General features: G+C 49.6%; 28 protein-coding genes. 19 read left to right on the top strand and 9 right to left on the bottom strand.

The window, feature by feature from the left end; translation table 11 throughout:
- Positions 1 to 7: 7 nt before the first annotated feature.
- The 14 genes from EBA_RS24470 (at position 8) to EBA_RS13100 (ending at position 11,371) form a co-directional block, all read left to right on the top strand.
- On the top strand, positions 8 to 304 hold the full coding sequence (locus tag EBA_RS24470; protein ID WP_192377393.1) for a hypothetical protein: 297 nt from the start codon (positions 8 to 10) through the stop codon (positions 302 to 304).
- Positions 259 to 540 (top strand): tyrosine-type recombinase/integrase, encoded by a 282-nt coding sequence (locus EBA_RS13160; RefSeq protein WP_223146679.1) that lies wholly within the window; start codon positions 259 to 261, stop codon positions 538 to 540. The genes EBA_RS24470 and EBA_RS13160 overlap by 46 nt, the downstream gene beginning before the upstream one ends.
- Before the next feature lie 475 nt (positions 541 to 1,015).
- A complete protein-coding gene (locus EBA_RS13155) occupies positions 1,016 to 2,119 on the top strand; it encodes a tyrosine-type recombinase/integrase (protein WP_192375139.1) in 1,104 nt (367 codons plus the stop codon).
- Positions 2,119 to 2,607 carry a hypothetical protein gene (locus EBA_RS13150; RefSeq protein WP_192375138.1) on the top strand — a complete coding sequence of 163 codons (489 nt, stop codon included), beginning with the start codon at positions 2,119 to 2,121 and terminating at the stop codon, positions 2,605 to 2,607. Before EBA_RS13155 ends, EBA_RS13150 begins: the two co-directional genes overlap by 1 nt.
- A 177-nt stretch (positions 2,608 to 2,784) precedes the next feature.
- The gene (locus EBA_RS13145) at positions 2,785 to 3,036 is read left to right on the top strand and encodes a hypothetical protein (RefSeq protein ID WP_192375137.1); all 252 of its coding nucleotides are present in this window, start codon (positions 2,785 to 2,787) and stop codon (positions 3,034 to 3,036) included.
- 172 nt (positions 3,037 to 3,208) lie between these two features.
- Entirely contained in the window at positions 3,209 to 4,192 is a 984-nt protein-coding gene (locus EBA_RS13140) for a helix-turn-helix domain-containing protein (protein ID WP_192375135.1), read from the top strand.
- Positions 4,193 to 4,396: 204 nt separating this feature from the next.
- Positions 4,397 to 5,668, top strand: a complete 1,272-nt coding sequence (locus EBA_RS13135) for a replicative DNA helicase (protein WP_192375134.1) — start codon at positions 4,397 to 4,399, stop codon at positions 5,666 to 5,668.
- A 37-nt stretch (positions 5,669 to 5,705) separates the two neighbouring features.
- Complete coding sequence (locus EBA_RS13130; RefSeq protein WP_192375133.1) at positions 5,706 to 6,260, top strand: hypothetical protein; 555 nt, start codon at positions 5,706 to 5,708, stop codon at positions 6,258 to 6,260.
- Positions 6,261 to 6,353: 93 nt separating this feature from the next.
- Positions 6,354 to 6,905: a hypothetical protein gene (locus tag EBA_RS13125; RefSeq protein WP_192375132.1), complete on the top strand. Its 552-nt coding sequence runs from the start codon at positions 6,354 to 6,356 to the stop codon at positions 6,903 to 6,905.
- Positions 6,905 to 7,414 carry a hypothetical protein gene (locus EBA_RS13120; RefSeq protein ID WP_192375131.1) on the top strand — a complete coding sequence of 170 codons (510 nt, stop codon included), beginning with the start codon at positions 6,905 to 6,907 and terminating at the stop codon, positions 7,412 to 7,414. Before EBA_RS13125 ends, EBA_RS13120 begins: the two co-directional genes overlap by 1 nt.
- Before the next feature lie 23 nt (positions 7,415 to 7,437).
- Positions 7,438 to 8,028 (top strand): hypothetical protein, encoded by a 591-nt coding sequence (locus EBA_RS13115; RefSeq protein ID WP_192375130.1) that lies wholly within the window; start codon positions 7,438 to 7,440, stop codon positions 8,026 to 8,028.
- 276 nt (positions 8,029 to 8,304) lie between these two features.
- The gene (locus EBA_RS13110) at positions 8,305 to 10,017 is read left to right on the top strand and encodes a hypothetical protein (RefSeq protein WP_192375129.1); all 1,713 of its coding nucleotides are present in this window, start codon (positions 8,305 to 8,307) and stop codon (positions 10,015 to 10,017) included.
- A gap of 81 nt (positions 10,018 to 10,098) precedes the next feature.
- A complete protein-coding gene (locus tag EBA_RS13105; RefSeq protein ID WP_192375128.1) occupies positions 10,099 to 10,599 on the top strand; it encodes a hypothetical protein in 501 nt (166 codons plus the stop codon).
- Entirely contained in the window at positions 10,556 to 11,371 is an 816-nt protein-coding gene (locus EBA_RS13100) for a hypothetical protein (RefSeq protein ID WP_192375127.1), read from the top strand. Before EBA_RS13105 ends, EBA_RS13100 begins: the two co-directional genes overlap by 44 nt.
- Before the next feature lie 549 nt (positions 11,372 to 11,920).
- Here the strand turns inward: EBA_RS13100 and EBA_RS13095 are convergent.
- From EBA_RS13095 to EBA_RS13080, 4 genes are all read right to left on the bottom strand, one after another.
- Positions 11,921 to 13,207: a three-Cys-motif partner protein TcmP gene (locus EBA_RS13095; protein WP_192375126.1), complete on the bottom strand. Its 1,287-nt coding sequence runs from the start codon at positions 13,205 to 13,207 to the stop codon at positions 11,921 to 11,923.
- A 13-nt stretch (positions 13,208 to 13,220) separates the two neighbouring features.
- Positions 13,221 to 13,961, bottom strand: coding sequence for a DUF5131 family protein (locus EBA_RS13090; RefSeq protein WP_192375125.1), 741 nt, complete (start codon positions 13,959 to 13,961; stop codon positions 13,221 to 13,223).
- A gap of 76 nt (positions 13,962 to 14,037) precedes the next feature.
- Entirely contained in the window at positions 14,038 to 14,697 is a 660-nt protein-coding gene (locus tag EBA_RS13085) for an SOS response-associated peptidase (RefSeq protein WP_192375124.1), read from the bottom strand.
- 49 nt (positions 14,698 to 14,746) lie between these two features.
- Positions 14,747 to 15,130, bottom strand: coding sequence for a hypothetical protein (locus EBA_RS13080; protein ID WP_192375123.1), 384 nt, complete (start codon positions 15,128 to 15,130; stop codon positions 14,747 to 14,749).
- 203 nt (positions 15,131 to 15,333) lie between these two features.
- On the opposite strand from EBA_RS13080, the gene EBA_RS13075 reads away from it, so the two are divergent.
- From EBA_RS13075 to EBA_RS13055, 5 genes are all read left to right on the top strand, one after another.
- Positions 15,334 to 15,831 (top strand): hypothetical protein, encoded by a 498-nt coding sequence (locus tag EBA_RS13075; RefSeq protein WP_192375122.1) that lies wholly within the window; start codon positions 15,334 to 15,336, stop codon positions 15,829 to 15,831.
- Between the two features lie 27 nt (positions 15,832 to 15,858).
- Entirely contained in the window at positions 15,859 to 16,404 is a 546-nt protein-coding gene (locus tag EBA_RS13070) for a helix-turn-helix domain-containing protein (RefSeq protein WP_192375121.1), read from the top strand.
- Between the two features lie 31 nt (positions 16,405 to 16,435).
- The gene (locus EBA_RS13065) at positions 16,436 to 16,804 is read left to right on the top strand and encodes a hypothetical protein (RefSeq protein WP_192375120.1); all 369 of its coding nucleotides are present in this window, start codon (positions 16,436 to 16,438) and stop codon (positions 16,802 to 16,804) included.
- A 283-nt stretch (positions 16,805 to 17,087) separates the two neighbouring features.
- Positions 17,088 to 18,014 carry a DNA/RNA non-specific endonuclease gene (locus EBA_RS13060; protein ID WP_192375119.1) on the top strand — a complete coding sequence of 309 codons (927 nt, stop codon included), beginning with the start codon at positions 17,088 to 17,090 and terminating at the stop codon, positions 18,012 to 18,014.
- 38 nt (positions 18,015 to 18,052) lie between these two features.
- Positions 18,053 to 18,361, top strand: a complete 309-nt coding sequence (locus tag EBA_RS13055; RefSeq protein WP_223146678.1) for a DUF3761 domain-containing protein — start codon at positions 18,053 to 18,055, stop codon at positions 18,359 to 18,361.
- Between the two features lie 139 nt (positions 18,362 to 18,500).
- On the opposite strand, the gene EBA_RS13050 is transcribed toward EBA_RS13055, so the two are convergent.
- The 5 genes from EBA_RS13050 to EBA_RS13030 form a co-directional block, all read right to left on the bottom strand.
- The gene (locus EBA_RS13050; RefSeq protein ID WP_192375118.1) at positions 18,501 to 19,898 is read right to left on the bottom strand and encodes a hypothetical protein; all 1,398 of its coding nucleotides are present in this window, start codon (positions 19,896 to 19,898) and stop codon (positions 18,501 to 18,503) included.
- A gap of 309 nt (positions 19,899 to 20,207) precedes the next feature.
- Positions 20,208 to 20,648 carry a hypothetical protein gene (locus EBA_RS13045; RefSeq protein ID WP_192375117.1) on the bottom strand — a complete coding sequence of 147 codons (441 nt, stop codon included), beginning with the start codon at positions 20,646 to 20,648 and terminating at the stop codon, positions 20,208 to 20,210.
- A complete protein-coding gene (locus EBA_RS13040; RefSeq protein WP_192375116.1) occupies positions 20,645 to 21,199 on the bottom strand; it encodes a Panacea domain-containing protein in 555 nt (184 codons plus the stop codon). Before EBA_RS13040 ends, EBA_RS13045 begins: the two co-directional genes overlap by 4 nt.
- Before the next feature lie 230 nt (positions 21,200 to 21,429).
- On the bottom strand, positions 21,430 to 21,960 hold the full coding sequence (locus EBA_RS13035; protein ID WP_192375115.1) for a hypothetical protein: 531 nt from the start codon (positions 21,958 to 21,960) through the stop codon (positions 21,430 to 21,432).
- Positions 21,950 to 22,249, bottom strand: a complete 300-nt coding sequence (locus tag EBA_RS13030) for a DUF6794 domain-containing protein (protein WP_192375114.1) — start codon at positions 22,247 to 22,249, stop codon at positions 21,950 to 21,952. Before EBA_RS13030 ends, EBA_RS13035 begins: the two co-directional genes overlap by 11 nt.
- Position 22,250 lies beyond the last annotated feature (1 nt).

The raw sequence follows: 22,250 nt of genomic DNA, 5'->3' as shown, positions 1-22,250 counted from the left end.
ATAGCTGATGATTGCGGAACAGCTTGACGGCTACTTGTTGAGGATTCGCAAGATATTGGCGGAGTTGGGGATTCCGGAAGAACTGCCGGCAGCCAGAGGCGTGAACTTATGCAGGGAGTCGGCTGAATTGATCGTCGTGGAACCCATGCCGCAGGGCAGGGCGTTTTTATTTCACAGCGGCTGCGGCAGACGCCTGGTGCGCATTGAAACAGGCCGCCGAGGACGGCATTACGCTGTTGATGGTCTCGGCCTTTCGCAGTGCGGATTGTCAATCCGACATTATTTGTTATCAGAGTTCCGTTAAACCTGGATGCGATTAATATTGTGGTTAAACAAATCGGAAATCATCAAGTTCGTGTTTTTACTTATCGCGGTAATCCGGTAGACAAGGTGGGAACAAAGTTTTGGCGAGCGGCTTTAAAGCGCGCCGGAATCGAAAATTTCACGTGGCACGGATTAAGATATACTTGGGTGAGTTTGCACGTTCAGAATGGAACCCCTTTGAACGTATTGCAAGAGTTAGGCGGTTGGAGTAGTTAATATATGGTGCTTAGATATGCACATTTAGCACCGGATCACCTTAACGACTATGCAAACAATGTTTGTTCACTCGTTGCAAAATCGGTAGCAGTCTAAACAACAGGCGTAAAAAAAGGACTGGGCAGAAAGCCTAAGTCCTTGATTTAAATGGTGGCGATACCGGGGATCGAACCTGGAACCTCGGGGTTATGAATCCCTGTAAACAAACAATCCTCGACAAGCTACAACAATATTTTAATCGCGTATTCAATAGGTTAGTGCGTTTTTATTGTCGCCAACTATCGATAATAATCGACGTTTTTTGCCAACTAGTGTGACGTGAGCGTGACGTAAGGTATAATGCCGCCATAAGCAAAACGGGCTTGAGGGTGTTACCAGCACCAACAAGCCCTAACCTATTCACTTAACGGTTCGGGTTAAGCAACGGCTGATAGCATCATATCAAAATGCCGATTGCTGCCCAAATGGGGCAAATATGGCTAATATCAGAAAGCGGGTTAAAAAGGATGGGGTGCCGTATTACACGGTCCAAATTAGATTAAAGGGATATGAGCCTCAATCAGCGACGTTTGGCCGTCTAACTGACGCCAAAAGGTGGGCGGCCTCAACGGAGAGCGCAATCAGAGAAGGTCGGCACTTCAAAACAACTGAAGCTAAAAAGCATACCGTTGCGGAAATGATCGAACGTTATCTCTTGTCGGCTGGGCTCACCAAAACACAAGACGAACACACTGGACTACATCTTCGGCGCTGGAATGAAGAAATAGGTTATATGATGCTGTCCGACGTGACAGCCGATACACTCACTCTTGTCAAAGACAAACTGCTCAATGAAACCGTCAGGACCGGACAAAAGCGCAGTCCGACCACAGCCCTACGATATATGGCCTCTTTGTCTAAGGTGTTTAACACGGCGGTTAAAAGCTGGGGGTGGCTGGAAGATTCACCGATGCGGAATATCGAAAAACCCAGGGCCGCAAAAGGCCGGGTTAGATTTTTGGACGATGATGAGAGGGAACGATTGACCAAGGCTTGTAAGGAATCGTTAAACCCCCTGCTCTATCCAGCCTTTATCTTGGCGTTATCGACCGGAATGCGCCAAGCCGAGACCATGAATTTATATTGGGGCAAAGCACCTGCAAACCCGCCCACAGAAGGCGCGTGGGGTGTAGTTCTCCTTGAACAAGGTTGTATTATTTTGCATAAAACCAAAAACACCGAAAAACGCCGTATTCCATTAACATGCTTGGCGCTGCAATTACTCAAAGATATGAGCAAGGTTCGCAGGATAGATACCCCACTCGTTTTCCCTTCGCATAAAAACCCATTAAAACCTATTGACTTGAAAACGCCCTGGTTAAAGGCGATGGCGGAAGCCGAAATTAAAGGCTTCACCTGGCACGACATACGCCACACAACCGCCAGTTATCTCGCGATGAATGGCGCAAGCCTAGCCGAAATTGCTGAAGTTTTAGGGCATAAAACATTACAGATGGTACAACGCTATGCCCATCTATCGGACGGCCACATTACCGGCGTTGTAGAGCGGATGAATAACAAGCTATTTGGGGGTGGGTAATGGGATGGCAGGATAAAGTAAGAGATTTGGCCAGGGAAGCTAAACAGGAACAGCTAATAGAGCAATCTAAAATTGATTTAGCTAGGGTTGAGGCAGAGCATCGCGAGGAAGAGCGGAAGCAGAAGGAAGAAAACTTCATCATTGAGTTTCAGCCTGAAGGAATACCACCCGATACCTTTGAAGAGTTTCGGGATAAAAATATCGACAGGCTCGTTGAATTAGATTCAACCATTGGTAGAAAAAAGTTAACACCTATGCAACGGGCAACGAGCGAATCCCTGCTGTTGATTTATAATCTTACTGAAAAATATAGAGTTAAATATCTTGATCAGCTCGAGGCACCAGCAGCATGGGGAAAAATAGTTTCAGGCGAGTTTAAGAGCGATTTAATACGCGAAATCATTGGGGACAAAAAAATAAAATATAACGACGGAGAACTTCAGTCTGGATCCGAATTTAGGGAGAAGTATTTGAGTAGATTTAAATAAACGATACAAATATGAACTAGCCGGCGAGAGCCGGTTTTTTTTTGCCAAAAAAAGCGCGCAAAAATACCAAATAACAGAAATAGCGGAAACAAGGCTAACTAAGACCACAAATAAAATCAATCATTTACGATTATCACCAATGCAGCTAGACAGCTGGCGAAAATTGGAGATGACAAAATGAAAATTGAAGAGAACGAAGTATTAAGCAGTAACGAAAAAATAGAGTCACCATATCTGACCGTCGAGTTATTCAATAAAAAACATCCTGCTTTTCCGGTCGGAACCTTACGCCACTATATTTTTTATCAAGAATCTAACGGCCTGAAAAAGGCTGGTGCCATTTTTAAAATGGGCCGCAAAGTACTGATAAAGGAATCTGCATTTTTTGATTGGTTGGAAAGCGGCGCAGCGGCCGGCAAGGCGGCGTAGGTAGCGTCATGCCGACCAATCGCAAAATGGTTAGGCTGTGCTGCGGATGCGGCACACCTTTGCGGCCCAGAGAGCACCACACCTGCCCCACCTGCCTGGCTTACGTCAAGCTGTATGCCGGACTGGCATCATATAAGGCGTTAGCTGCTATAGCCAGACAGGCCGGTAGGAAATGAGTAATAAACATATCAATATGGCTTATCACATGCCACTCGACGCAATGGAGAAACTCGTTCTTATCGTGCTTTGCGATCATGCAAATGACAATGGGTTTTGCTTCGTGGGCTATCAATTGCTGATGTTTGAAACTTCAATTAAATCGAAATCCACCATTTCAAAATGCCTTCACGTTCTAAGTGGCGCTGGCCTAATTGAAATTAGAGCCCATGCAGAAATTGGGGAGGGGCGAAAAGTAAACACATATCAAATAACTTTTGATGAAAGTTGGTTTGAAAAAATTATCTACGATCCGGAGAAAAGTCCACGGATTGTACTAATCAATAGTACACGCCTCGAACTTATCGAAAAAATCAACAACCTACGTGATATTAAAAGACGAGCGATAAGTACACACCTCGAACCTCGAAAAGTACACACCTCGAACCCGAAAAGTACATTCCGTGTACATGAACCCCCAATAGAACCCCCATTGTTAACCCCCAGTATAAAAACAAACAAAAGAGAAATCGCATTACCTCAAAAAACCAACGATGAAAGCAACACCGATCCGATAACCGATATTTTCAATTTTTGGCAGACAACCATGGGCCACCCTCGAGGGTTGTTAGATACCAAAAGAAAATCGGTGATCGCTAAAGCTCTAAAAAGCTACACCACCGAACAAATCAAAGCGGCCATCACTGGCTGTGCAAAATCAGCCTGGCATATGGGTAAAAACGACAAGGGTAAGGTTTACGACTCACTCGACCTAATCCTCCGCAATGCCGACAAAATCGAAGGATTTATCCAGAACTCAACCATCGCACTACAACCCGGAGCAACCAGCCATGCAACCAAACGCCAGCAATCAGCAAGTATCAACCAGCAAATTTACAGAGCGGCAGCTCAACTCTATGACACAGAGCCAGAGAGCATTGGCGGAGACGGATGTATTGTTCCTGCGGATGATCGGTATTTATCACAACCTTTGGGCTGATCAATTCCTCACGGACGAAGACTACAAAATCGCGCGGCGTGAATGGTCGTTGCAAATAGCGAACCTGTCTGCAATCCAAATCGAGCGCGGGATTCAGGGCTGTATCGCATCCGGCGAGAAGTTTCCGCCAACGCTACCGGTTTTCATCAAGCACGCTACGACCACGCCGGAACCATTGCCAAAATCAAGACGTAAGGTTTACCAATGACCCCTAACAAGCAAAGCAAATACGAGGATGCTGTTGTCAACATCCTTGTAAACAAACCAAGTGCCCTAGCAGGCCACGAAATAGACGAACGCTGGTTCAGCAAGTGGCGACCAGTCATCGCCGCCACCAAGGCAATCGCGGCAAACGGCGGCGATCCGGATATGTATACGCTGTCCGAGCACATCAACCGCCCTGGCCTGCTGCAAGAGCTCAACCAACTTCGTAGCGGCACACATGCCGCCGCCGAGAACTTGCAAAAGTACCTTGATGGGCTGAGGTCGCTACATCAAGCAACCCATGTGCAAAAAACACTGTCGGAGGCCCTGAACGAATTACAGAGCGGGGCTGACCTGGACGCCGTGCTCGGCCAGATGATGCAATCTACCCTGGCAGCGGTATCGAGCGAAACCCGCAACTACAACCACACCATCAAATCCGCGCTGGGCGAGTTTGTTGATGTATTGGAAACGGCACTCGACGCCAGAGAAACCGGCGGGCTTGGCCTGCAAACAGGTATTACAGCCCTAGACCGAGTGCTCGGCAGCATGCACCCTAGTGACTTGGTGGTTGTAGGCGCCCGCCCGAGTGTGGGCAAGACGGCATTCGGGATTTCTGTGCTGCTCAACTTGGCAAAGGCCGGTAAGCGCGTCGGCATCATATCGACCGAGATGGCAGCGCGGCAGTTGATGTTGCGGGTCACATCTGCGAATAGTGGCATTGCCGGTACAGCCCTGAGAGATGCCAACCTGCAAGACGGGGATTGGGCGAGCATCACCGCCGCGATTAACCGAGTAGCGCACCTCAATTTCCGCATATACGACAAGCCCGCCGTCACCATAGCCGACGTGGCGTTACAGGCCAAGGCGTGGGCCATTGATGGCGGCTTAGATTTTATCGTCGTGGACTATTTGACCCGCGTAAAGCCGGTCAAAAGCAGCGGCAACCAAACGCTCGACGTTGGCGAGGTTGCCACCGGCCTGAAAAACATCGCCCGTCAAATCAACATACCCGTCATGGCCTTGGCTCAGCTCAATCGGGCAAGCACCAAGCGCACCGACAAGCGGCCTAACATGGCCGATTTGCGGGATTCAGGCGTTATCGAGCAAGAGGCCGATCAAATCCTGCTCTTACACCGTGACGACGAAGACGACAACGCACCGGCGGAAGTGATCGTAGACAAGAACCGCCATGGGGAGGTGGCAACAGTACTCTGCTGTTACCTCCCGGAAACCATGCAGTGGGTAAACCTTGCGCACGCCGCCGCTTAACACAACCATTTTTTTACAACCCAATAGGGGAAATACCATGAAAGCAAAAATAATCGATAGAAACGAAATCAATGAAGCGCAGCATTTTGTTTGCCACGTTGGGCCGATAGTCGCGTTGCTCGAAACGATTAACGAGGACATGGAATTCAGCTTTGAAGACGACGAATCAATTCCAAAAGTCGTCAAATTCAAAGATTGGCTAGCTACAAATCTGGCTAGGCATCAAGCAGTGCTCGATAGCGTACCGAGCCTTAACCCCCCTCTGCTGCAGGGCATTGATGCCGCCATCGAAGTTAGAGTTAATCAAATCAAAAACGAAATAAAGTTGCATGATTGGGCCGTTGAAAACTTAGCAAATTTATACGGAGCAAAGCGTGAGCTACTGCACGGGCAAGGATTTTCAATTTTCGAAATTGACGCCATCCTGCCAGAAGGGCATGCCCACTATTACCCACACTTCGGTATTCGTAAAAACCTGAGCTCAGAACTTGAAAAAATCGAGCAATTTGTTTCCGGCGGCAACAATAATTTCGACTTGCTGGACGGTACCAAATTAGCTTGTTTCGTCCCTGTACCTGAGCTCGCAGAGTAGAAAATCAGGATTCGGAAAGTTCGCCGCGCCGCCTGTCCGGGCGGCGTTACTCTTATTACACCCAGCCACACCTACAGAAACACAGGAAAAATCATGAGCACAAAAACCATTACCAAAGCCGACTACACAGAGGCGGTTTACTCAAAGCAAATCATTCTGCCGGCCATAGCCGCCTTGAAGGCCGTTGATAGCCGGGCGCTTGCCGGAAATAGCTATTCAGCAAAGAAAATCAGTCAAGCCGTTAGTGTGCTTGAAATGCACCTGAAGGACTGCGAAAAGCTTTTCGCCCAGGTCGAGGCTGATTGGCAAGCGGCTGGAGGCACTGAACTTCTGGGGATAGTTGCCAGGAGAATCGCTGCAATTTCGGGCGAAATCAGCCTGAACGAGCGCACAGCAGAGCATTTGCGCCAAGGCCATGATTACCGAGTTAGCGAGCTGAAGCATTCCGGCTTTAGCGAGAAACAGATAGCCACCATCGAACCCTATCCAGCCCAAGAATTGGCCGACCACGCCGCCACCGTCGAAGCCTTGAAAGCCGAACAAGAAAAGCTGCATGCCTTTGTCGCCAGTGCGCCGGTTTATGAGATGCATCACCTTAATACCACCCAATTCGAGGACGGCTTGAGAAAAGCGGAGATCGCGTAATGAAAGAAACCTCAGAACAGCTAGTTTCGCGCCTTGATGATGCGATTAGTGGCCTAAAACGGCTTAGCCCAGCGGCTTTGCAATACGATTCAATGCTTTATGAACATTTCTTCAAAGGAATGCTCCTGTTGCAATCCATAAAAGCTGATTTTGAAGGCAATTCAGTCGAGCCAAACCCGCTGATAAATACTGATTTGAGGATACAAGTCGCCGGAGCAATTGCGAGGCTTGAGGCTGAAATCGATGGGGCGTTCGCCGAGGCCGACCAAACCACCGCAGAACACGCTCGCCAGTTAGCAGAGTGCCGGGGAATCGGCATGACCGAAGCCCAGGCGTTAGAACATTGCTCAGTTGAAATAGTCGATTCAGTGGTTGATGAACTGTACACAAAAGCCGAGGCAATGATGACCGAGCGAAACAACTTGATAACCTTCCTCCAAGATCCGTCTGGCGATGCGCGGCTTTTGTCCGGAACTTGCTGCCAACAAGCCGAGCCAGTTTCCCACTAACCAAATTCCATAGGAACACACTCATGAACCTGCAAACCATATCGGGCGACAAAATAATCGAAGTCCAAAACCGCATCAAAGCGCTTCAAGAAATAGTCAGATTCAACCAAAACGATAAAATTGGGTACGCGCGTATGCAGCGCTCAAATCATTTTGACTCGGCGATGGTTGACAGAATGAAGCCGGCTGAATTCCTGCTGTTGTTCCCAAACGCGCCGGTCGATTCCGATTTCGCGGCCGAAAATGCAGAAATTACGGCGAAGCAAACCCAGCTAACAGCAGCCATTGCAGCGCAGCCGGCAAACGATCCCGGTAACAACTACCACAACTACACTGTCTTGCCCCTTCAAAGCAAAATCGAAGAATTGCAACGGAAAAAACAGTTCGTCATCGACACCTACAACCGCCAAAAAGTGAAGCCAGACAGACCACTTACCGAGGCAGAGTTTTTACAGTTATACCCGGAGCCGACCTTCACCGCCGAAAATGCTGCCATTGCTACGGCGAACACTGAATGCAATAAGCTCGACGCCTTCCTTAAATCCGGTCCGTACCCCCAGTATCCGGCAACATACGACGTCGACCTCCTGGCCGGCACTGCCGTTTCGGCGTAGGCGGCAATCATGGCATTGCAGAGTGATAGTCAGGGCTTTTTAGTCGGCGACCCTATCGACCTTGGCCGAATGCCGGGGTATTTGCGCGACATCAAAAACGACATCGCGGCAATCCGGAAAGCAGCTATAGGCGCCGGTCCAAACAGTACCCGGCAGCGGGCTCCGTCATCAACGCCAGCCAACCTACCTAACCGTAACGCCAGCGGCAGGTTTGTCTCAAAAAGCGCCATTGCTACCCCGACATCCTCCCGCAATTCCGAAGGCGCTATCAAGGCGTTGGCCGAATCACTCGGAGCCAGCCAAGGCGCTCAAAAACGCAATGCTGATACCATGCGTTCGGCGGCGAAGAAGGCGGCTACAACCACAAGCCGGGATAGCGCAGGCAGGTTTACCGGTAACGACGATACCGGTAGCAATGGCCGCGGCAAATCCTCAGATTCTGCTTTATCAGCATTGGCCAGCAGGTTAACCGCACTATCCGGCATAGGCGCTGGGATTGAAGACGCTGATCCAACGGTGAAGGCATTTCAGGAGGTGGCCGAGCCTATGCGCCGGGGATTGGAGTTCTTCGGCGTCGGCAAGGATGACAAGCAAACAGGCTGGCTGCGGAAGATTTTCAGCAAGTTGAATATTTTTCACAAGGAAAGCTCGGTCTACGATAAAGCCTCGACAAAGGTACTCAAAAGCATTGATGAAAAATCAGGGCTTGGCGGCGGCGAAGGCGATAGTTTCAGTGGCGGCGCGGCTGGCTCAATCATTGGCCGGCTTGTCCCATGGCTGCTTGGAGGGTTGGCAACTGCGGGTACCGCGATAGCCACAGTTGCCGGTGGGGCATTGTCAACGGCGATTGCGGCTATATTTAGCCCGGTAGGTGCTTTGGTGGCCGCTGCCGGCGTGGCAGCTTGGGGAGTATTTACCGAAGATGGCCGGAAGTTTTTCAGCGGTCTTGGCGGCAAGATGGCCGATAGCTGGAATAGGTTCACTGACTTCCTGGTGGAAAGTTCGCCAAAAACTATGGAGTTTCTGAAGAATACCGGCGAACAACTGGGTGCGGCTGTTGATGGCGTGAAAGCCACGGCAAACAAGGCTGTTTCGGTGGTCGCTGAGCAAGCCAAGGATGCAGGGAATTACCTTGTAAAAAGCTCGCCTGTCACTATGGCCGCACTAGATAAAGCAGGCAGCTACCTAAAAGGCAAATTCGACGTACTAAAGGCTGCACTGGGATTTGGTGGCGGAGAGATAACCGGGCTTACCGATGCTCAATCAAGGGCTTTGGCTGCTGAAACGCAGCGGACCGAATCAAATGGCAATCCACGTGCTGAAAATAAGTTCGGTTATATCGGCAAGTACCAATTCGGTGCTGATGCGCTAGCAGATGGTGGGCTTGTGGATCTGGATAGGCTGAAGGCTGCAAAAAAGGCCAGCGGCAAAGGATGGTACCAAGGTGGACAAACCGCGTTCCTGAATGATGCCGGAAACTGGAAGATTGCGGGCGGAAAGGAGGCGTTTTTGAGTGATTCTGCCTTGCAAGATAAAGCTTTCAACGATTACACCTCACGCAATATTGAAGCCGGCTTTCGGTCTGGCGCGCTCTCAAAGAACGCTGATCCGGCAAGAATCGCGGCCTATGCGAAAGCCGCGCATTTGAAAGGTACTGGCGGGGCTAACAAGCTGTTTTTAAGCGGTGTTGATGGAGTAGATGCCAATGGTACAAGCGCATCTGTGTATGCAAGTCACGGCTCCAAAGCCATTAACACCCTTGCCCCATTAGTGGCTCAAGCCCAAGCAAGGACTGTATCAGCACCATCAGTGCCAGTTGTAAAAATGCCATCAGCCGGACCAATCGCCGACGCACCGCAAGTAGTTCAGCCGCTCGGTAGTGGCAGCGATAACCGTGGAACGACTATTAACTTACCATCGCAAGATGTTGGTCGAGACCTGCCTCATCGAGGTATTGCTCACATTGTAACGGGTGGTCTGTCTGGCTAAATAGCAAGATTCGACATTGTTTCGAGGGGGCTGCATGAGGCGCCCCCCATTCGGCAAGTAAAATTCGACAAAAAGGCCAAAATGCTCAATACACAGACCGGTAAAAAAGGAGTCGCCATCTCAAGAGAGGTTGGCCTCAGGTTGGTCAAAGCCCGCCAAATCTTCGATCCTCACATGCCCCAACATAAGGCTGCCGAACTTCTGGGTATATCCGAATCCGTCGCCGCACTTGGCCCGGCAATCCAGGCCATTGACGATGCATTCATGCGGTTTTGGCAACAAAACCAAGAGTTTGAGAACATGGCAGGAGGCTCGGCCGTTCTAGGCAGGATAGACCTAGCTCAATGCGTGGCGCGCTCCGCAACGCTTCAAGCGGTCAGAGCAAAGGCTCTGCCCATACACGCACTTGCCACGCTACCCCAAAAACAAACACTAAGAGTGTGGACAAATCCGGCATTGCCGCAGCCAGTTCTGCCAATAACCGAATCTAAGCCGCGCACCACCCGTTCACGCAACAATCTCACCAATAGGAATGCAAATGGCAATCAACCAAAACCAACCCAAAACGCCGGAAGCCGTTGAGTTGACCTCCGATTGGGGCGGGCTATCGCCACACTTGATAGCCTCGTTCTACCCGGTAGACCGGAATGGCATCAGGAAGAAATACAACGACAAGTATGTCGTAGTCAAAGCGGCCTTAGTCGATCCCAATCTTGATGTCACACTGAACTGGCAAAGCCCGTTTGAGCAGGCTGGGCCTGAAACGAAAGCGCCAACCCTGTTTGCCATGCTGCAATCAGGGGCTATTCAACCAATTGTCGACGCTATACCGCTACTTGGTGACGGGAGTACTGGTAATGCCGCTGCCACCCGGTTGCTTCAGCAGTTCGAGGGGCGAACAGGCATCACCAAGCTTAATTCCGTACAAGTGTTCAACGGCATGCCGCCAGTGAAGCTCACAGTGACAGCATTGTTTAGAGCCTGGAAAGACCCAGTAAACGAAGTGGAGCGACCATTCGATCAATTGATGGAATGGGCTTTGCCGGTTGAGCTGGCCAAGGACAGCTCATTGCTGGTTAATGCCGTCGAAAAGGTCCGTGGTGGCGATAAGGACTGGATTGAAACGGTACTGCCTTCGCAGTCTCCGACATTGATTGCCATGACATATAAGGGGCGCACCTACGCGCCTTTGGTCATCGAATCCATAGGGCAGCCACTTGCATCGCCTATCGATAAAACCGGTGCGTTTGTTGAGCTGGCGGTACCACTTAGCTTGGCGACGCTCACAGCGATAGACAGGCAAGATTGGAGTAGAACCACTCTCAACAATGTCAGGTCAAACCTAAGTCGGTAAAAAGCTCCCTGAACGCATTAAATTGTCTTTCAAACTTTTGGCAAAAAACAGGAAAAACAAAAGCTAACGGCAAGCCTGGTAAGTATCCGCAAACAAGAAAGCCAAAATCTATATTAGGCATTACAATGTTTAACAAGTAAAAGAAGCATTGGATCGGACACAGATGTACTGTGCCCCTCCAGCGCCAACGAAAACCGACAGTACGACAACCCAACTTGCTACGAGTTTTAAGCTGGCTTTCATCATAGTTACCTCCTTGGTTTGAAGTACCATGGGTACATTGTGGTGTTCATTGTTAGAGGGAATTCCACCCAACATTCGGACGGTCTTTTCAGTCATGCGAATACGTTGATATTCAAGGCTGATCGAACTCTCGGTCTTCTCGCTCCAATGCTTCCTCGGAAAATTACAGGTTCAAAGTCTACTCTTTCATCAAGTCCATGTAAATTTTGGCATATCTCTATCAGCACTTTGTGGCGGGTGCCAACCATTAGGGCTTAAAATCAACGTGTTATGTCGGGATTCATTGCATTCAACGTAACCCAAGCATCAATCTACAAAGGTAAAAATCTTCAATTGCTTTGAACAAACAATCTGATCTGAATCGTTAATATTGCTAAAGCCTTTACGCCTCTTGCCTTGTTCGGTAAATACATCCAAGTCTTTTGTCTTTGCCAGATTGATTATCGATTCCTTGATCAGGTTGGATGTTGCCGGCGTGAAATTGCAGGCTTTGAGAAATAATTGATCGAACCGCACACCATCCGGCATTTTACAAATCAATTGCGGTATTTCTTCTCGCAAGGTTTCGATACTTCGCTCTTTCGCCGTGCCATCGAATAAGAAGCTATCGATCGACGTTTGGCCTGACAGGGTATCATCTTTTTTGTCGAAATAGCCCAGCATAAACATATCTAAACCCGGATCGCCATAGTGGATGAAATAGTTGTTCAAATCCCAGTGGATTCCGGCCATGACATCCCTGGCTTTAGGCTGTTGAGAGAAGTGCAGCAGCCAATAGTCGCCATGGCCTCGGTCGGATCGAATGAAAAACGATGTAAAGAATTGCGCTCCGCAGGCATTCACAAAATCTTGATACAGCATCGATTGAATAAAAAGCCGCCAATCAGGCCCGCTGGATTTGATTTCTTCGACGGTTTTACCTCTCAGCAAGTCGGGCATTTCTATCTTTCTTAGCAGCTTTGTTGTTTGTTCGGAGTCGGAAATATAGTTGAGAAGCGAATCCACGGCATAGGTCAGGATAATTTCGCTTCCTGGAAGCTTATTGAGTATGCCTTGAATAAAACTTGGCGGGATTTCGGAATAGCCGTATTGATCGAGTAAGAATATCGCTCTTCTCGCCCGGGGAGTTTTGCCTACTATGCGCTCGACGAGGTTTGCCGATTTGTTCTGAAATTCGGCGTTCAAGATAAAAATTTTGTCGTTTATAAGCCCTTCATATCCGCGTAGTTTTAATTCGAATTCTAAGAACTTGTAGGCACGTTTGCTTTTTTCGATAAAAACAAAGTCTGCGTCGATTTTTAAGGGTTTGGTTCTGGTTGCGTTGATGCTGGCTTCGGCTTCCTTTACCGCATCTAGCATGATAAACGGCGAGCCGAGAGTGATTTGCCCAGTATCCTCATGCAGATAGGCTCCGCCGCCTGCAAAGCCGTCAATTAACGTCAATTTGATAATTTCCCGGCCTGGATTGGAGGTTAAGGTCTTGAAGTATTGAATTAGGTAGGCCTTTAAAATCTCATGTTTGGCAATGCTATGTTGTCTGATAAACGGATATTCCTTTCCGGGTGTGCCCCATTCATACGATTTTTTTGGCATAGGATTCCTTGATTTACAGTCGTTGTGCCGGCATTTGATCCCAGGTTTTGCCGCCGAACTCTCGTCCGTTGGCTTTTTTATGGCGTTTTACACCATCCGCGCCCCAGCCGCCCCATTGCTTAAAGAAAAAGGCCACGCCGGTTTCGCCGGCTTGGGTTTTGATGTTTTCCACCCATTCCGGCTTCATCGGCCTGGCTTTGGGGCCGGATTCGCCGCCTACGATGACCCAGTGGATGCCGTTGAGGTCGATGGTACCGAGGTCTTCCAATAACGGCTCTATCGACAGAAAGCGAATGGCGGCACTCACCTGTTTAAGCTGATCGATGCGAGGCACGCCGAACTTGCGGTCTTCCACCGATACACCGAGCCAGACGTTGGCCGGACAACGGCGCTGGCTGAAGTAATCCGGCAGGCGTTCCGCGCGTTTGGTCAGTATTTGGTAAGTGTGCTGTGGGGTTTTTTCAATGACCGAAAAGACGTCGTCCAGGTAGCTGTCCGGAATGTCTTCGTGGAATAAATCGCTCATGGAGTTGACGAAGTACACGGTGGGCTTTTTGCGCTTTAACGGCTGGCTGAGTCTTTCCGGCATTAGGGTGAGTTGAAATCCGTTTTCGTAGCCTCTGGCTTTCATGGCGTGCAGGCGCGCGGCCATCACTTCTGCATAACAATGTTTGCAGCCGGGCGATGTTTTGGTGCATCCCGTGGTGGGATTCCAGGTTTGCTCAGTCCATTCAATTTGCGATTTTGTTGCCATGTAGATTCTCCTGGCGGGAATTTTAGACTAAGAGGTCAGCAGACGACAGGTTTTAGGGAATTAACTCGTGCCTGCCCTACACCACCTCCACGCACCGTTCGCCGTCGTTCCCGGGTTTATTCACCCAATCGCTCACCGGCGTGGCTTTCATATCTTCGTAAGAGTTATTGGCCAATAAGGCGAAGGCGGCGTCAGGATCGGCGGTTTTGTCTAGCCAGCTTTGGTAGCTTACCGGCGCCAGGATAACCGGCATGCGTTCGTGGATCGGCTGCATCAGGCCGATGGCGCCGGTGGTGATGACGGTGCAGGAATACAGGGTTTCGCCGCCGCGGTCCCAATGTTCCCAAAGGCCGGCAAAGGCGAACAGCCGGCTGTTCGGGCGGTGGATGTGGTAGGCCTGTTTACCGGTTTCGCGATTTTGCCATTCGTAAAAGCCGGTGGCCGGGATCAGGCAGCGTCGATGTTTGAATGCAGACCGGAACGACGGCTTTTCCTTCACCGTTTCTGCTCTGGCGTTGATCAGATGCCCGCTGTTTTTGGTGTCTTTGGCCCACGATGGCACCAACCCCCAATGCAGATTAACCGGCTTTAGCGATCCGTCTTCGAGTTCAACGATGTTCAGTATTTTTCGACCTGGTGCGATGTTGTAGCTCGGCTTGAATTTGACTTCGCGCATCAGTTTGAAATGTTCGATCATTTCTTCAGCTGTTGTGGCAAGGGCGTAGCGACCGCACATTCTTAAATCTGGATCTACGATTTATAAGGGCACTTTAATGCGCGACGTTTCATGCGTTAAATAAGCACCAAAGCACGACAACATCGACCGCCAGATGCAGGAAAAAAGTGAGTTGTAAACGATAAGCCAGGCTATCTTCGTTAAACGCATCGGTAAGTTTATGACTAAGAAAACGGACGTCTCTAGTTTTTAATCTAATTTCATCTCGAACCCCTGTCGCTAAACGAGTAGCTGGCCAAAGCACACCAAGGTTCGCAAAGAAAAAGACCATTGCGGCTACGGAGACGGCAAACTTTTGATCGTGTAATAAAGATTGCTTGCCAGAAAATAGCCAGCCAGCAATTGCGAAAATAGCAACTGACCAGTATGTCCAATAAGCATTTATACGAGACTCTAATTTTTCGTGAAGATCGAGAAGGTCTTTAAGTTCCATTGAATCTCTCTGTTTGGCCCAAGTAATTTAAGATTCTAGCGCTTCATAGTGATGTGCGCTAACCCATATAGTCTGCAAATCTGCTTACGAAAACCACGCCGGAATCAATTTTCTCATGTGTTTCAATTGTCCATCACCTAAAAATCATGGAGAATCGTTTGTTCCAGCCAAAATGCGAAATCACCAAAATATTCGGGAAGCGCATGATTACAGCCCGCGAATTGAATGGTTTAAGCGGCGTAGAAGCCGCTGCACTTCTTGGCTACCAAAACTCTTCAAAACTGTCCAAGATCGAGCATGCCAGCGATCCGCAGACTATTCCTGCTTTTTTGCCATATAAGGCCGCAATCGTCTATCAGGTCAGCCTTGATTTTTTGTTTGGATTGTCGGACGACTGGCAGCGCGACCCGGTGATTGCCCAAGAGCAGCAGATTAAGCGGGCGCTTGAACAGGTTACCGCAGACGAAAATAGTGCCATCCGGGATCTGTTTGAGCAGCTGACGATTGTCGAACAGGCAGCCACGGTCGCATTTAACCGATTTGGGGAAATCAAGCGAATCGTCAACCGCTTCCGCGAAATCAATCCGGAGTTCGACGAACTGAAACTGGGCGCCAAACTGCTCAGAGTCGTCGAAGAAACCCATTCGGAAGTCGTCGCCATTAGGCGGAAATTAACGGTTTATCATTCCTCAACCCAATAATTTTCGGAGTCCAAAAATAAGGGCATCATGACAATCAAAGAGAAAAAGCGCGCTATAGGCCGGCCTTCGGCATTCAAACCTGAATATGTTAATCAGGTTTACAACTACGCCTTACTTGGCGCAACCGATTCCCAGTTGGCCGGCTTCTTCAATGTCGCCGAATCGACGATCAACCTTTGGAAGAAAAAATTCCCCGAGTTCGCAGCTGCCATGACACGCGGCAAAATGCTTGCGGATGCCACGGTGGCTGAGGCACTGTTTAAGCGCGCTACCGGCTATTCTCACGCCGAAACCAAGATCAGCGTGATAGACGGTGCAGTCGTTACTACCGACATTGTTAAGCATCATGCGCCAGAGACACTTGCCTGTATCTACTGGCTGAAAAATAGACAGCCGAAACTATGGAAAGATCGAATCGAAGTTAAAGAGGAATCTGTTGTCCGCATTATTCCGTGGGACGACCTAAAGAAAATCAGCAAAGACGCGCTGGCGTTTGCCGAGGCTGAGCATGAGCGGTTGATTAAGGGCCGTGCTGAGCGACTGGGAATAACCGAAAACTATGACGCTGATTAACCAGGCTTGAAAAAATGGAACGATAAATCAAGTGGACAGCAAACCCAAACACGGTGGACGTAGACCCGGCTCAGGCCGTAAGAAAGGCACACCGAACAAGGCTACAATCGATTTAAAAGGCAAAGCCGGCGAATATAGCGATGAAGCGCTTGAGGTCTTCGTTGAAATCATGCGTGATACTGAAGCACCAGCAGCCGTTCGACTCCAAGCCGCCGATAAATTGCTGGACCGAAGTCACGGCAGGCCAACTGCCAGTGTTGAAGTTCAGAGCAGCGCGATTGATCCTGACATGATGAAAAAGCTTAAAACCTTATTCGTTGATCGCATGGCCCTGGCGAGGGAGAGACAGCGGAAAGTCCTGCTTGAGCGTGGATTGCTCGGCGAGGACGATCCTTATTAACGCCTTGACGTTCCCAAGACAACTATTCTTGGAATCAAGGCATCACATCACAAACATAATCGACACACCAAGCCGAAATGGTAAGCCCTTTGGCCTCATGAAGTTGTCACATTAGAAGGCCGCGCACCGCCTCGGCTTTTTGCTGTCTGGAATTCTTGCTACATGGCGCCGCTTCAGATGGCACTACGATACTAACTCCCTGTTCTCGTCTGTCGGGTAAACACTGGCACCCATGGCAAACTGCCGCTAAGATTACCGTTCGCACCCACTCGGAGAAGTCTGCATGCACATCAAAAATCCCGGATATTGGCTGACTGCCTTAATTCTGGCCCTAGCCGTACAAACTCCCGTTTCCGCCCATCCCGGCGGCGTCAATGGTGAAGGCTGCCACACAAACCGCAAAACTGGGGAATACCACTGCCACCCGGAACGGGTAAAAACAACAGCTGCACCGGCATCGATTGTCAGCGAACCGGCTTTGCCTCCAGCCACACCGATTCCGGCGGTACCTGCCACTATAGCGACCGAAACGCCAGTCACGCCAGCCAGCAAAATCTTGAAGCTAGATTATCAGGGATTCACTGTCTGGCTGGATTGCTCGAAACGCGGCCCGACCAAGTTTCGGTACTCAGCCCAAAGGGATTCCGGTAATTTTAAACGGTACCCGGATTTTTTCCTTGATCCCAATGTACCGGCAGAATGTCAGCAAACATCAACAAAGCCATACGGGCATGGTTACGACCGAGGACACCAAGTACCGGCAAATCATCTCGATTACTCGGATGTTGCCATCAAGCAGACCAATTTTATGACCAACATTCTGCCGCAAACGCAGCAGATGAATCGGGGCGCATGGGAACGCACCGAGGAAATTATCGAATGTTACCGCGACATCGACGAGCTACTGGTCCTTGGCGGCGTGATCTGGGGCGACAACCCCGCTGATGATTTTTTCATCGAATCCCATGGCGTCAAAACGCCTGATGCTTTCTGGAAGGTCATCATTCGCGGCACCGGCCAAGATGAACGGGCGATTGCCTGGATTGTGCCGAACAGCACCGATGCCACCAAGAAAAACCTGGATCGCTACTTGGTCACTGTCGACGAAATTGAGCGCGCGACCGGCGAAAGCATTCCGGTTGCGGATTACGCCAAACATGACAAGCCAAGCAACTCATGGACAATTCCACACGGTTGCAACAAAGGTTAAAAGGCTCACTTGATGATCATCATAAAAGGGACGCGTTCATGAATAACAAAGTGGTTTTGCTGATTGGCTTGCTTGCTGTTTCGATCATTCAAATGCCTGGGGCATTCGCAAAAGGCCCGGCGCCGTCCATCGGCATACAGGCAGACGTTCCCAACGAAAACGAGCTGGTGGAGCATGGTCACTACACGAATAAGAGTGGTAAAGCGGTCCACTCACCGGCACATTCAAAATCAGGTGCTATTCCTGTCGGTGCAAGCGCCAAATGCCGCGACAGCAGCTATTCTTTCAGCCAACATCGCCGAGGTACCTGTTCGCATCACGGCGGGGTATCGCAGTGGCTTCACTAATTGGTTTTGGCAAAATGGGTAAATTCGGCCAAAAGCAGCCTTCAACGATACCGTTACGTATGACAACTCTTCCATGAATATCTGGCTGATATAATGACCCGTAAACGCTTGATTGCAAGACTTGACTGCAATTCCATTGTTATAAATGTTGCAACAGCCAAGGGTGCAGGTAGTGCGCGATTTCCTGCGGATAGAGTTGCTGGCCTTTCCATAAAACCACGGCATAACCCAAGGCTATCAATGAAACCACGGTTGCCGTATGCCAATGTTCCAGGTGGCGAGCGCGGGCTGCGAATAGATTTTGCCGGTCCGCATTTAACACGGTAAATTTGCTATCGTCTTCCAGAACCGGTTTGTGCATGGCTTTTAGCCGTTTGGATTGCCAGGCGGTCATCAATCCCAGTCCGCTGGCTAAGCACAACAACCCATATCGAATGCCAATCGGCGGCGGTGCTTGTTTTGTCAGCATTTCCCCGCCAAGTTTCGACCACGGTTCCGGCAATACGGCCAGCCATTGCTGCAAGTCCGGCCATCGATTGACCAGCAGCCAAAGCGCCATCAATCCGGCGCAGTAGACTATGGCTTGCCCAGCGCTGCAGACGCGCACGGCAGCATGGTCGCGGACCAACTCAGGCGAGAGGTTGGCGAGCGGCCGGCGTAATAACAGCGCAACCGGCCACCACATCCAAAGCGTCGATTTTAAACTCCAGCGCCAGAGCAAGGCAGGGAGAAATAAGACCACTGCAACCGGATATGTGGCAAATTTTTGATCGTCGCTTAATAGTCGATTGAGACTAAGATCATCAGTAGTTTGATTGAGACCCGGTATCAGCTCCGGTTCATGTTTCACATCGACGATCCATAACAGTTGCTGCCAGTTGTTCGGCAAGTTGGCTAGCCCCGACCGACAATAGCGCAAACTAGCCGTGATCCGGATCAACAAACTGCGTGTCCACACTCCCATCGCTATCGCTATCGCTATCGCTATCGCTACAGCTAAAGCTAAAGCTACCTCTCCCGCTCGCTCTATCGCTCGCACTACAGCTCCCGCTACTGCTACCGCTCTCTCAATCGCTATCGCTATACCTACCGCTATACCTACCAAGGGGGCAATCGCACCAGTCAGTAGAGATCGCCAGAATAGAGGCCATCCCTGATATTCGACTAACCAGGTCGATGTCAACCAATAGATGATAGTGACGGCCAGCATTACGGCGGGTACGGTCATAAACCCTTTCTCGGTGCGGGTTAATGGTCGTTGATTAGGATTAGGGTCGAAATATTTTGTAAACCATCGCAAGCCTAATTCTTTGGATTCGTCCGAACGCAACAACAAGATTGGCGCGGCCAAGGCGGTTAACAGCCACCACCATTGGCGCTCAAAATGCTGTGCCAGCCAAAAATAAACCGCGACCGAGACCAGCGTTTCGGCCACCGCCAGCACGGAAATTTGCCCGGCTGCCACCGATTGCTCGCTGCTATACCAGACCCAGCACCGCTGAGCTGAGATTACTGTGTTCTCTTTAGAGTCCGTCATGTTTGGATCGTCTCCGAATGCTGGATCCCTACAAGATAATAAACAACTCGATCTGCATCAATTTTAAATAAGTGTTCACTAGGATCAATTGCTGGAAGTTTGATTGTGAATGGGGGAATCAGCGGGTTACTGCCTCGAATGATCGCCAGCGCATAGCCGTGGTTGAAGCAGCGACAGCCCGTGTAGATCCGATTAGTGGAAGCGAAATGGTAGGATTGTCGGCTTGATTGACCCCGGCAATGGCTAAGATGGTCGCAGCGGTAAACATCACCATCGTGGCGCGTGTAGCGGCGCGCCTCCATGCAACTCTTAACAAACAGGAGTAGTTTTGTCGCTATGCGGGTCTACAAGACAAAGATTGACAACCAGTTCTTGTCTGATGGAAATATCCTCGCTAAGGAGTGAGCAATCCTGTAATTCTCTTGTTATTTGCGGCGTAAGATCGCATATATGATTGACTACTCCGCTAAATCGTTTTTGCAGCAATTCAGATTGCTTAAGCTCATAGAACTCATTCAAGCAAATCCAGGTATTTTTTTTTAGATAGCAGGAATGTACCGGCAGATAAAAATTATGAAACCTGTCATCTGGTTGACAGCCATAGGCAATGCCTTTTCCATAAGACTGCGAGGTCGTTTTAGCAACGACGGAAACGCCTTTGCTCGATCCAAGCACTACAAATAGCTTTTCGCCGCTTTCGCCGTCGTGGAAATGGAAATTAGTGTCGAAGAAAATGGCCCCTGGATTCATCCAATAGCCTCAATCATCTCCTTACGCTCTCGAACTATTTTAAGCATCTCATCTTTTTCGTTAACCTGTAATGCGTATTCATAGGGGATTTCAGCTTGTGGTGATGCCTGTTGGTTGAAAACTTTATCCCACGGTAAATTTTCCAGATGGGTCGCTTCTATCATGTCTTCGGCTTTGGTGTTTTTGTATTCGGTTGCCAATTTGTCAAGTAGCTTTAGTTCACGTTTAGTAAAAAATTCGTTCGAAAATGGATGAATTGGTGTGAACGACAACATTGGATTGCCCCGATATGTGGGTATTTCGGTAATTTCTAGGGCTTCAGCAAAATCAGGCTCCGGCGACTCAATTTCGTCAAATAGCTTGGTGGGTACAGGCCCCATTTTCCAGGCACTATATTTGAGTCCCGTAACACTTCGACCAGTTACTTTGAAATGCTCGAAATCTAGAAAATATAGCAACTTGAACAGTTTTACCTTGCCACAAAACTTAGTGTTTTGAGCAAAATAAACTACTGTTTGAAGGAGCTTTTCTCGTTCGTGGCTTATGAGCATAAATGATAATTTTTTAATTGCATCTATCCGACATATGAGGTGCGATACTGTTTGGATTGTACCCCAATGAAGTCAAAATGACCTGGAAAATGATCTAACCTCACTCCCGGTCAGCGGTCGCAATATCTCGCGGCAAAAATTGAGCCGCGAGAATATATAGATTCGCGCGGTAAGCAGGCGGATGCTCAAGACTCGGCGGGCCAAGGGCTTTAACCTCTGTTTTTCGTCATTCACGCCGAAGGCTTATGATCGGTGGTCGGGTGCTCGTGTCTCGATCTATAGTGACCGGCCTCCACCGACATATCCATAAACACCTGATAGTGCTGTTCGGCCAGTACTGCGTATTGCTGCGCTTGATTAACTAATTTCTGGCGCTCGCAAGCCAAGCTCATTTTTTCGTAAATCTGGAAATAATTGAGGTGCGCAAACTTTTGCCGGATAGCTGGTCTCTGGCGGGGAGCCTCATTCTTGACGCGCTCTTCAACCTCATTCAACAACCGGTGAAATTCCGCGATAGCTACGTCAAATAACCCTGCTTTTTGAAGAACCACCGGTAAGCAAAGCCACCGGTCCAAGGGATAATTACTGGGATGTTGCCGCATCAACTCAGCAGCCTCTTGTAGGCAGGTAACGGCCGCTGGCAAATTGGCGCCTTTGTATTTGCCCGCCTCGTGCTGGAGCATGGCAACTCGCTCACCAATCGGACCGCTTGCGGTTTCCACCGAATATTTAGACCCTGGCTGGCAATCGCTATGCATCATCCTGCAGCCGTTCCCAAAGCGCCTGGATAATGACGCCACTTGCATCATCCGGATGAATGTCGGTGCCGCAAGCCGCCGCCAATTCACTGCCGGGGTTGTGCAGCCCAAACGCATTCCGGATCGCTACGCCAAGGCAAAAGTGGAACTCGACCAGTTCGTCTTCCTCCGCACTGGCAACCGCATGGCGTTCGGTGTCGTTAATGATGAGCAAAAGCCGGTCAACGGCCTCGTCAACCGTGCGCGGCGTTCGCAATATCTCGCTGCTGAGTGCTGACCAAATTTCAGTCAAT

This window comes from Methylomonas albis, from assembly GCF_014850955.1.
GTDB classification, from domain to species: domain Bacteria; phylum Pseudomonadota; class Gammaproteobacteria; order Methylococcales; family Methylomonadaceae; genus Methylomonas; species Methylomonas albis.
The sequence above is the reverse complement of the archived record's forward strand: the minus strand, read 5'-3'. Positions and strand labels throughout refer to the sequence as shown.

Excerpts from the sequence above, each read along its gene's own strand:
- EBA_RS24470 (WP_192377393.1), top strand. The coding sequence starts at position 8 with ATGATTGCGGAACAGCTTGACGGCTACTTGTTGAGGATTCGCAAGATA.
- EBA_RS13155 (WP_192375139.1), top strand. The coding sequence starts at position 1,016 with ATGGCTAATATCAGAAAGCGGGTTAAAAAGGATGGGGTGCCGTATTAC.
- EBA_RS13150 (WP_192375138.1), top strand. The coding sequence starts at position 2,119 with ATGGGATGGCAGGATAAAGTAAGAGATTTGGCCAGGGAAGCTAAACAG.
- EBA_RS13145 (WP_192375137.1), top strand. The coding sequence starts at position 2,785 with ATGAAAATTGAAGAGAACGAAGTATTAAGCAGTAACGAAAAAATAGAG.
- EBA_RS13140 (WP_192375135.1), top strand. The coding sequence starts at position 3,209 with ATGAGTAATAAACATATCAATATGGCTTATCACATGCCACTCGACGCA.
- EBA_RS13135 (WP_192375134.1), top strand. The coding sequence starts at position 4,397 with ATGACCCCTAACAAGCAAAGCAAATACGAGGATGCTGTTGTCAACATC.
- EBA_RS13130 (WP_192375133.1), top strand. The coding sequence starts at position 5,706 with ATGAAAGCAAAAATAATCGATAGAAACGAAATCAATGAAGCGCAGCAT.
- EBA_RS13125 (WP_192375132.1), top strand. The coding sequence starts at position 6,354 with ATGAGCACAAAAACCATTACCAAAGCCGACTACACAGAGGCGGTTTAC.
- EBA_RS13120 (WP_192375131.1), top strand. The coding sequence starts at position 6,905 with ATGAAAGAAACCTCAGAACAGCTAGTTTCGCGCCTTGATGATGCGATT.
- EBA_RS13115 (WP_192375130.1), top strand. The coding sequence starts at position 7,438 with ATGAACCTGCAAACCATATCGGGCGACAAAATAATCGAAGTCCAAAAC.
- EBA_RS13105 (WP_192375128.1), top strand. The coding sequence starts at position 10,099 with ATGCTCAATACACAGACCGGTAAAAAAGGAGTCGCCATCTCAAGAGAG.
- EBA_RS13100 (WP_192375127.1), top strand. The coding sequence starts at position 10,556 with ATGGCAATCAACCAAAACCAACCCAAAACGCCGGAAGCCGTTGAGTTG.
- EBA_RS13095 (WP_192375126.1), bottom strand. The coding sequence starts at position 13,207 with ATGCCAAAAAAATCGTATGAATGGGGCACACCCGGAAAGGAATATCCG.
- EBA_RS13090 (WP_192375125.1), bottom strand. The coding sequence starts at position 13,961 with ATGGCAACAAAATCGCAAATTGAATGGACTGAGCAAACCTGGAATCCC.
- EBA_RS13085 (WP_192375124.1), bottom strand. The coding sequence starts at position 14,697 with ATGTGCGGTCGCTACGCCCTTGCCACAACAGCTGAAGAAATGATCGAA.
- EBA_RS13080 (WP_192375123.1), bottom strand. The coding sequence starts at position 15,130 with ATGGAACTTAAAGACCTTCTCGATCTTCACGAAAAATTAGAGTCTCGT.
- EBA_RS13075 (WP_192375122.1), top strand. The coding sequence starts at position 15,334 with ATGATTACAGCCCGCGAATTGAATGGTTTAAGCGGCGTAGAAGCCGCT.
- EBA_RS13070 (WP_192375121.1), top strand. The coding sequence starts at position 15,859 with ATGACAATCAAAGAGAAAAAGCGCGCTATAGGCCGGCCTTCGGCATTC.
- EBA_RS13060 (WP_192375119.1), top strand. The coding sequence starts at position 17,088 with ATGCACATCAAAAATCCCGGATATTGGCTGACTGCCTTAATTCTGGCC.
- EBA_RS13055 (WP_223146678.1), top strand. The coding sequence starts at position 18,053 with ATGAATAACAAAGTGGTTTTGCTGATTGGCTTGCTTGCTGTTTCGATC.
- EBA_RS13050 (WP_192375118.1), bottom strand. The coding sequence starts at position 19,898 with ATGACGGACTCTAAAGAGAACACAGTAATCTCAGCTCAGCGGTGCTGG.
- EBA_RS13045 (WP_192375117.1), bottom strand. The coding sequence starts at position 20,648 with ATGAATCCAGGGGCCATTTTCTTCGACACTAATTTCCATTTCCACGAC.
- EBA_RS13040 (WP_192375116.1), bottom strand. The coding sequence starts at position 21,199 with ATGCTCATAAGCCACGAACGAGAAAAGCTCCTTCAAACAGTAGTTTAT.
- EBA_RS13035 (WP_192375115.1), bottom strand. The coding sequence starts at position 21,960 with ATGATGCATAGCGATTGCCAGCCAGGGTCTAAATATTCGGTGGAAACC.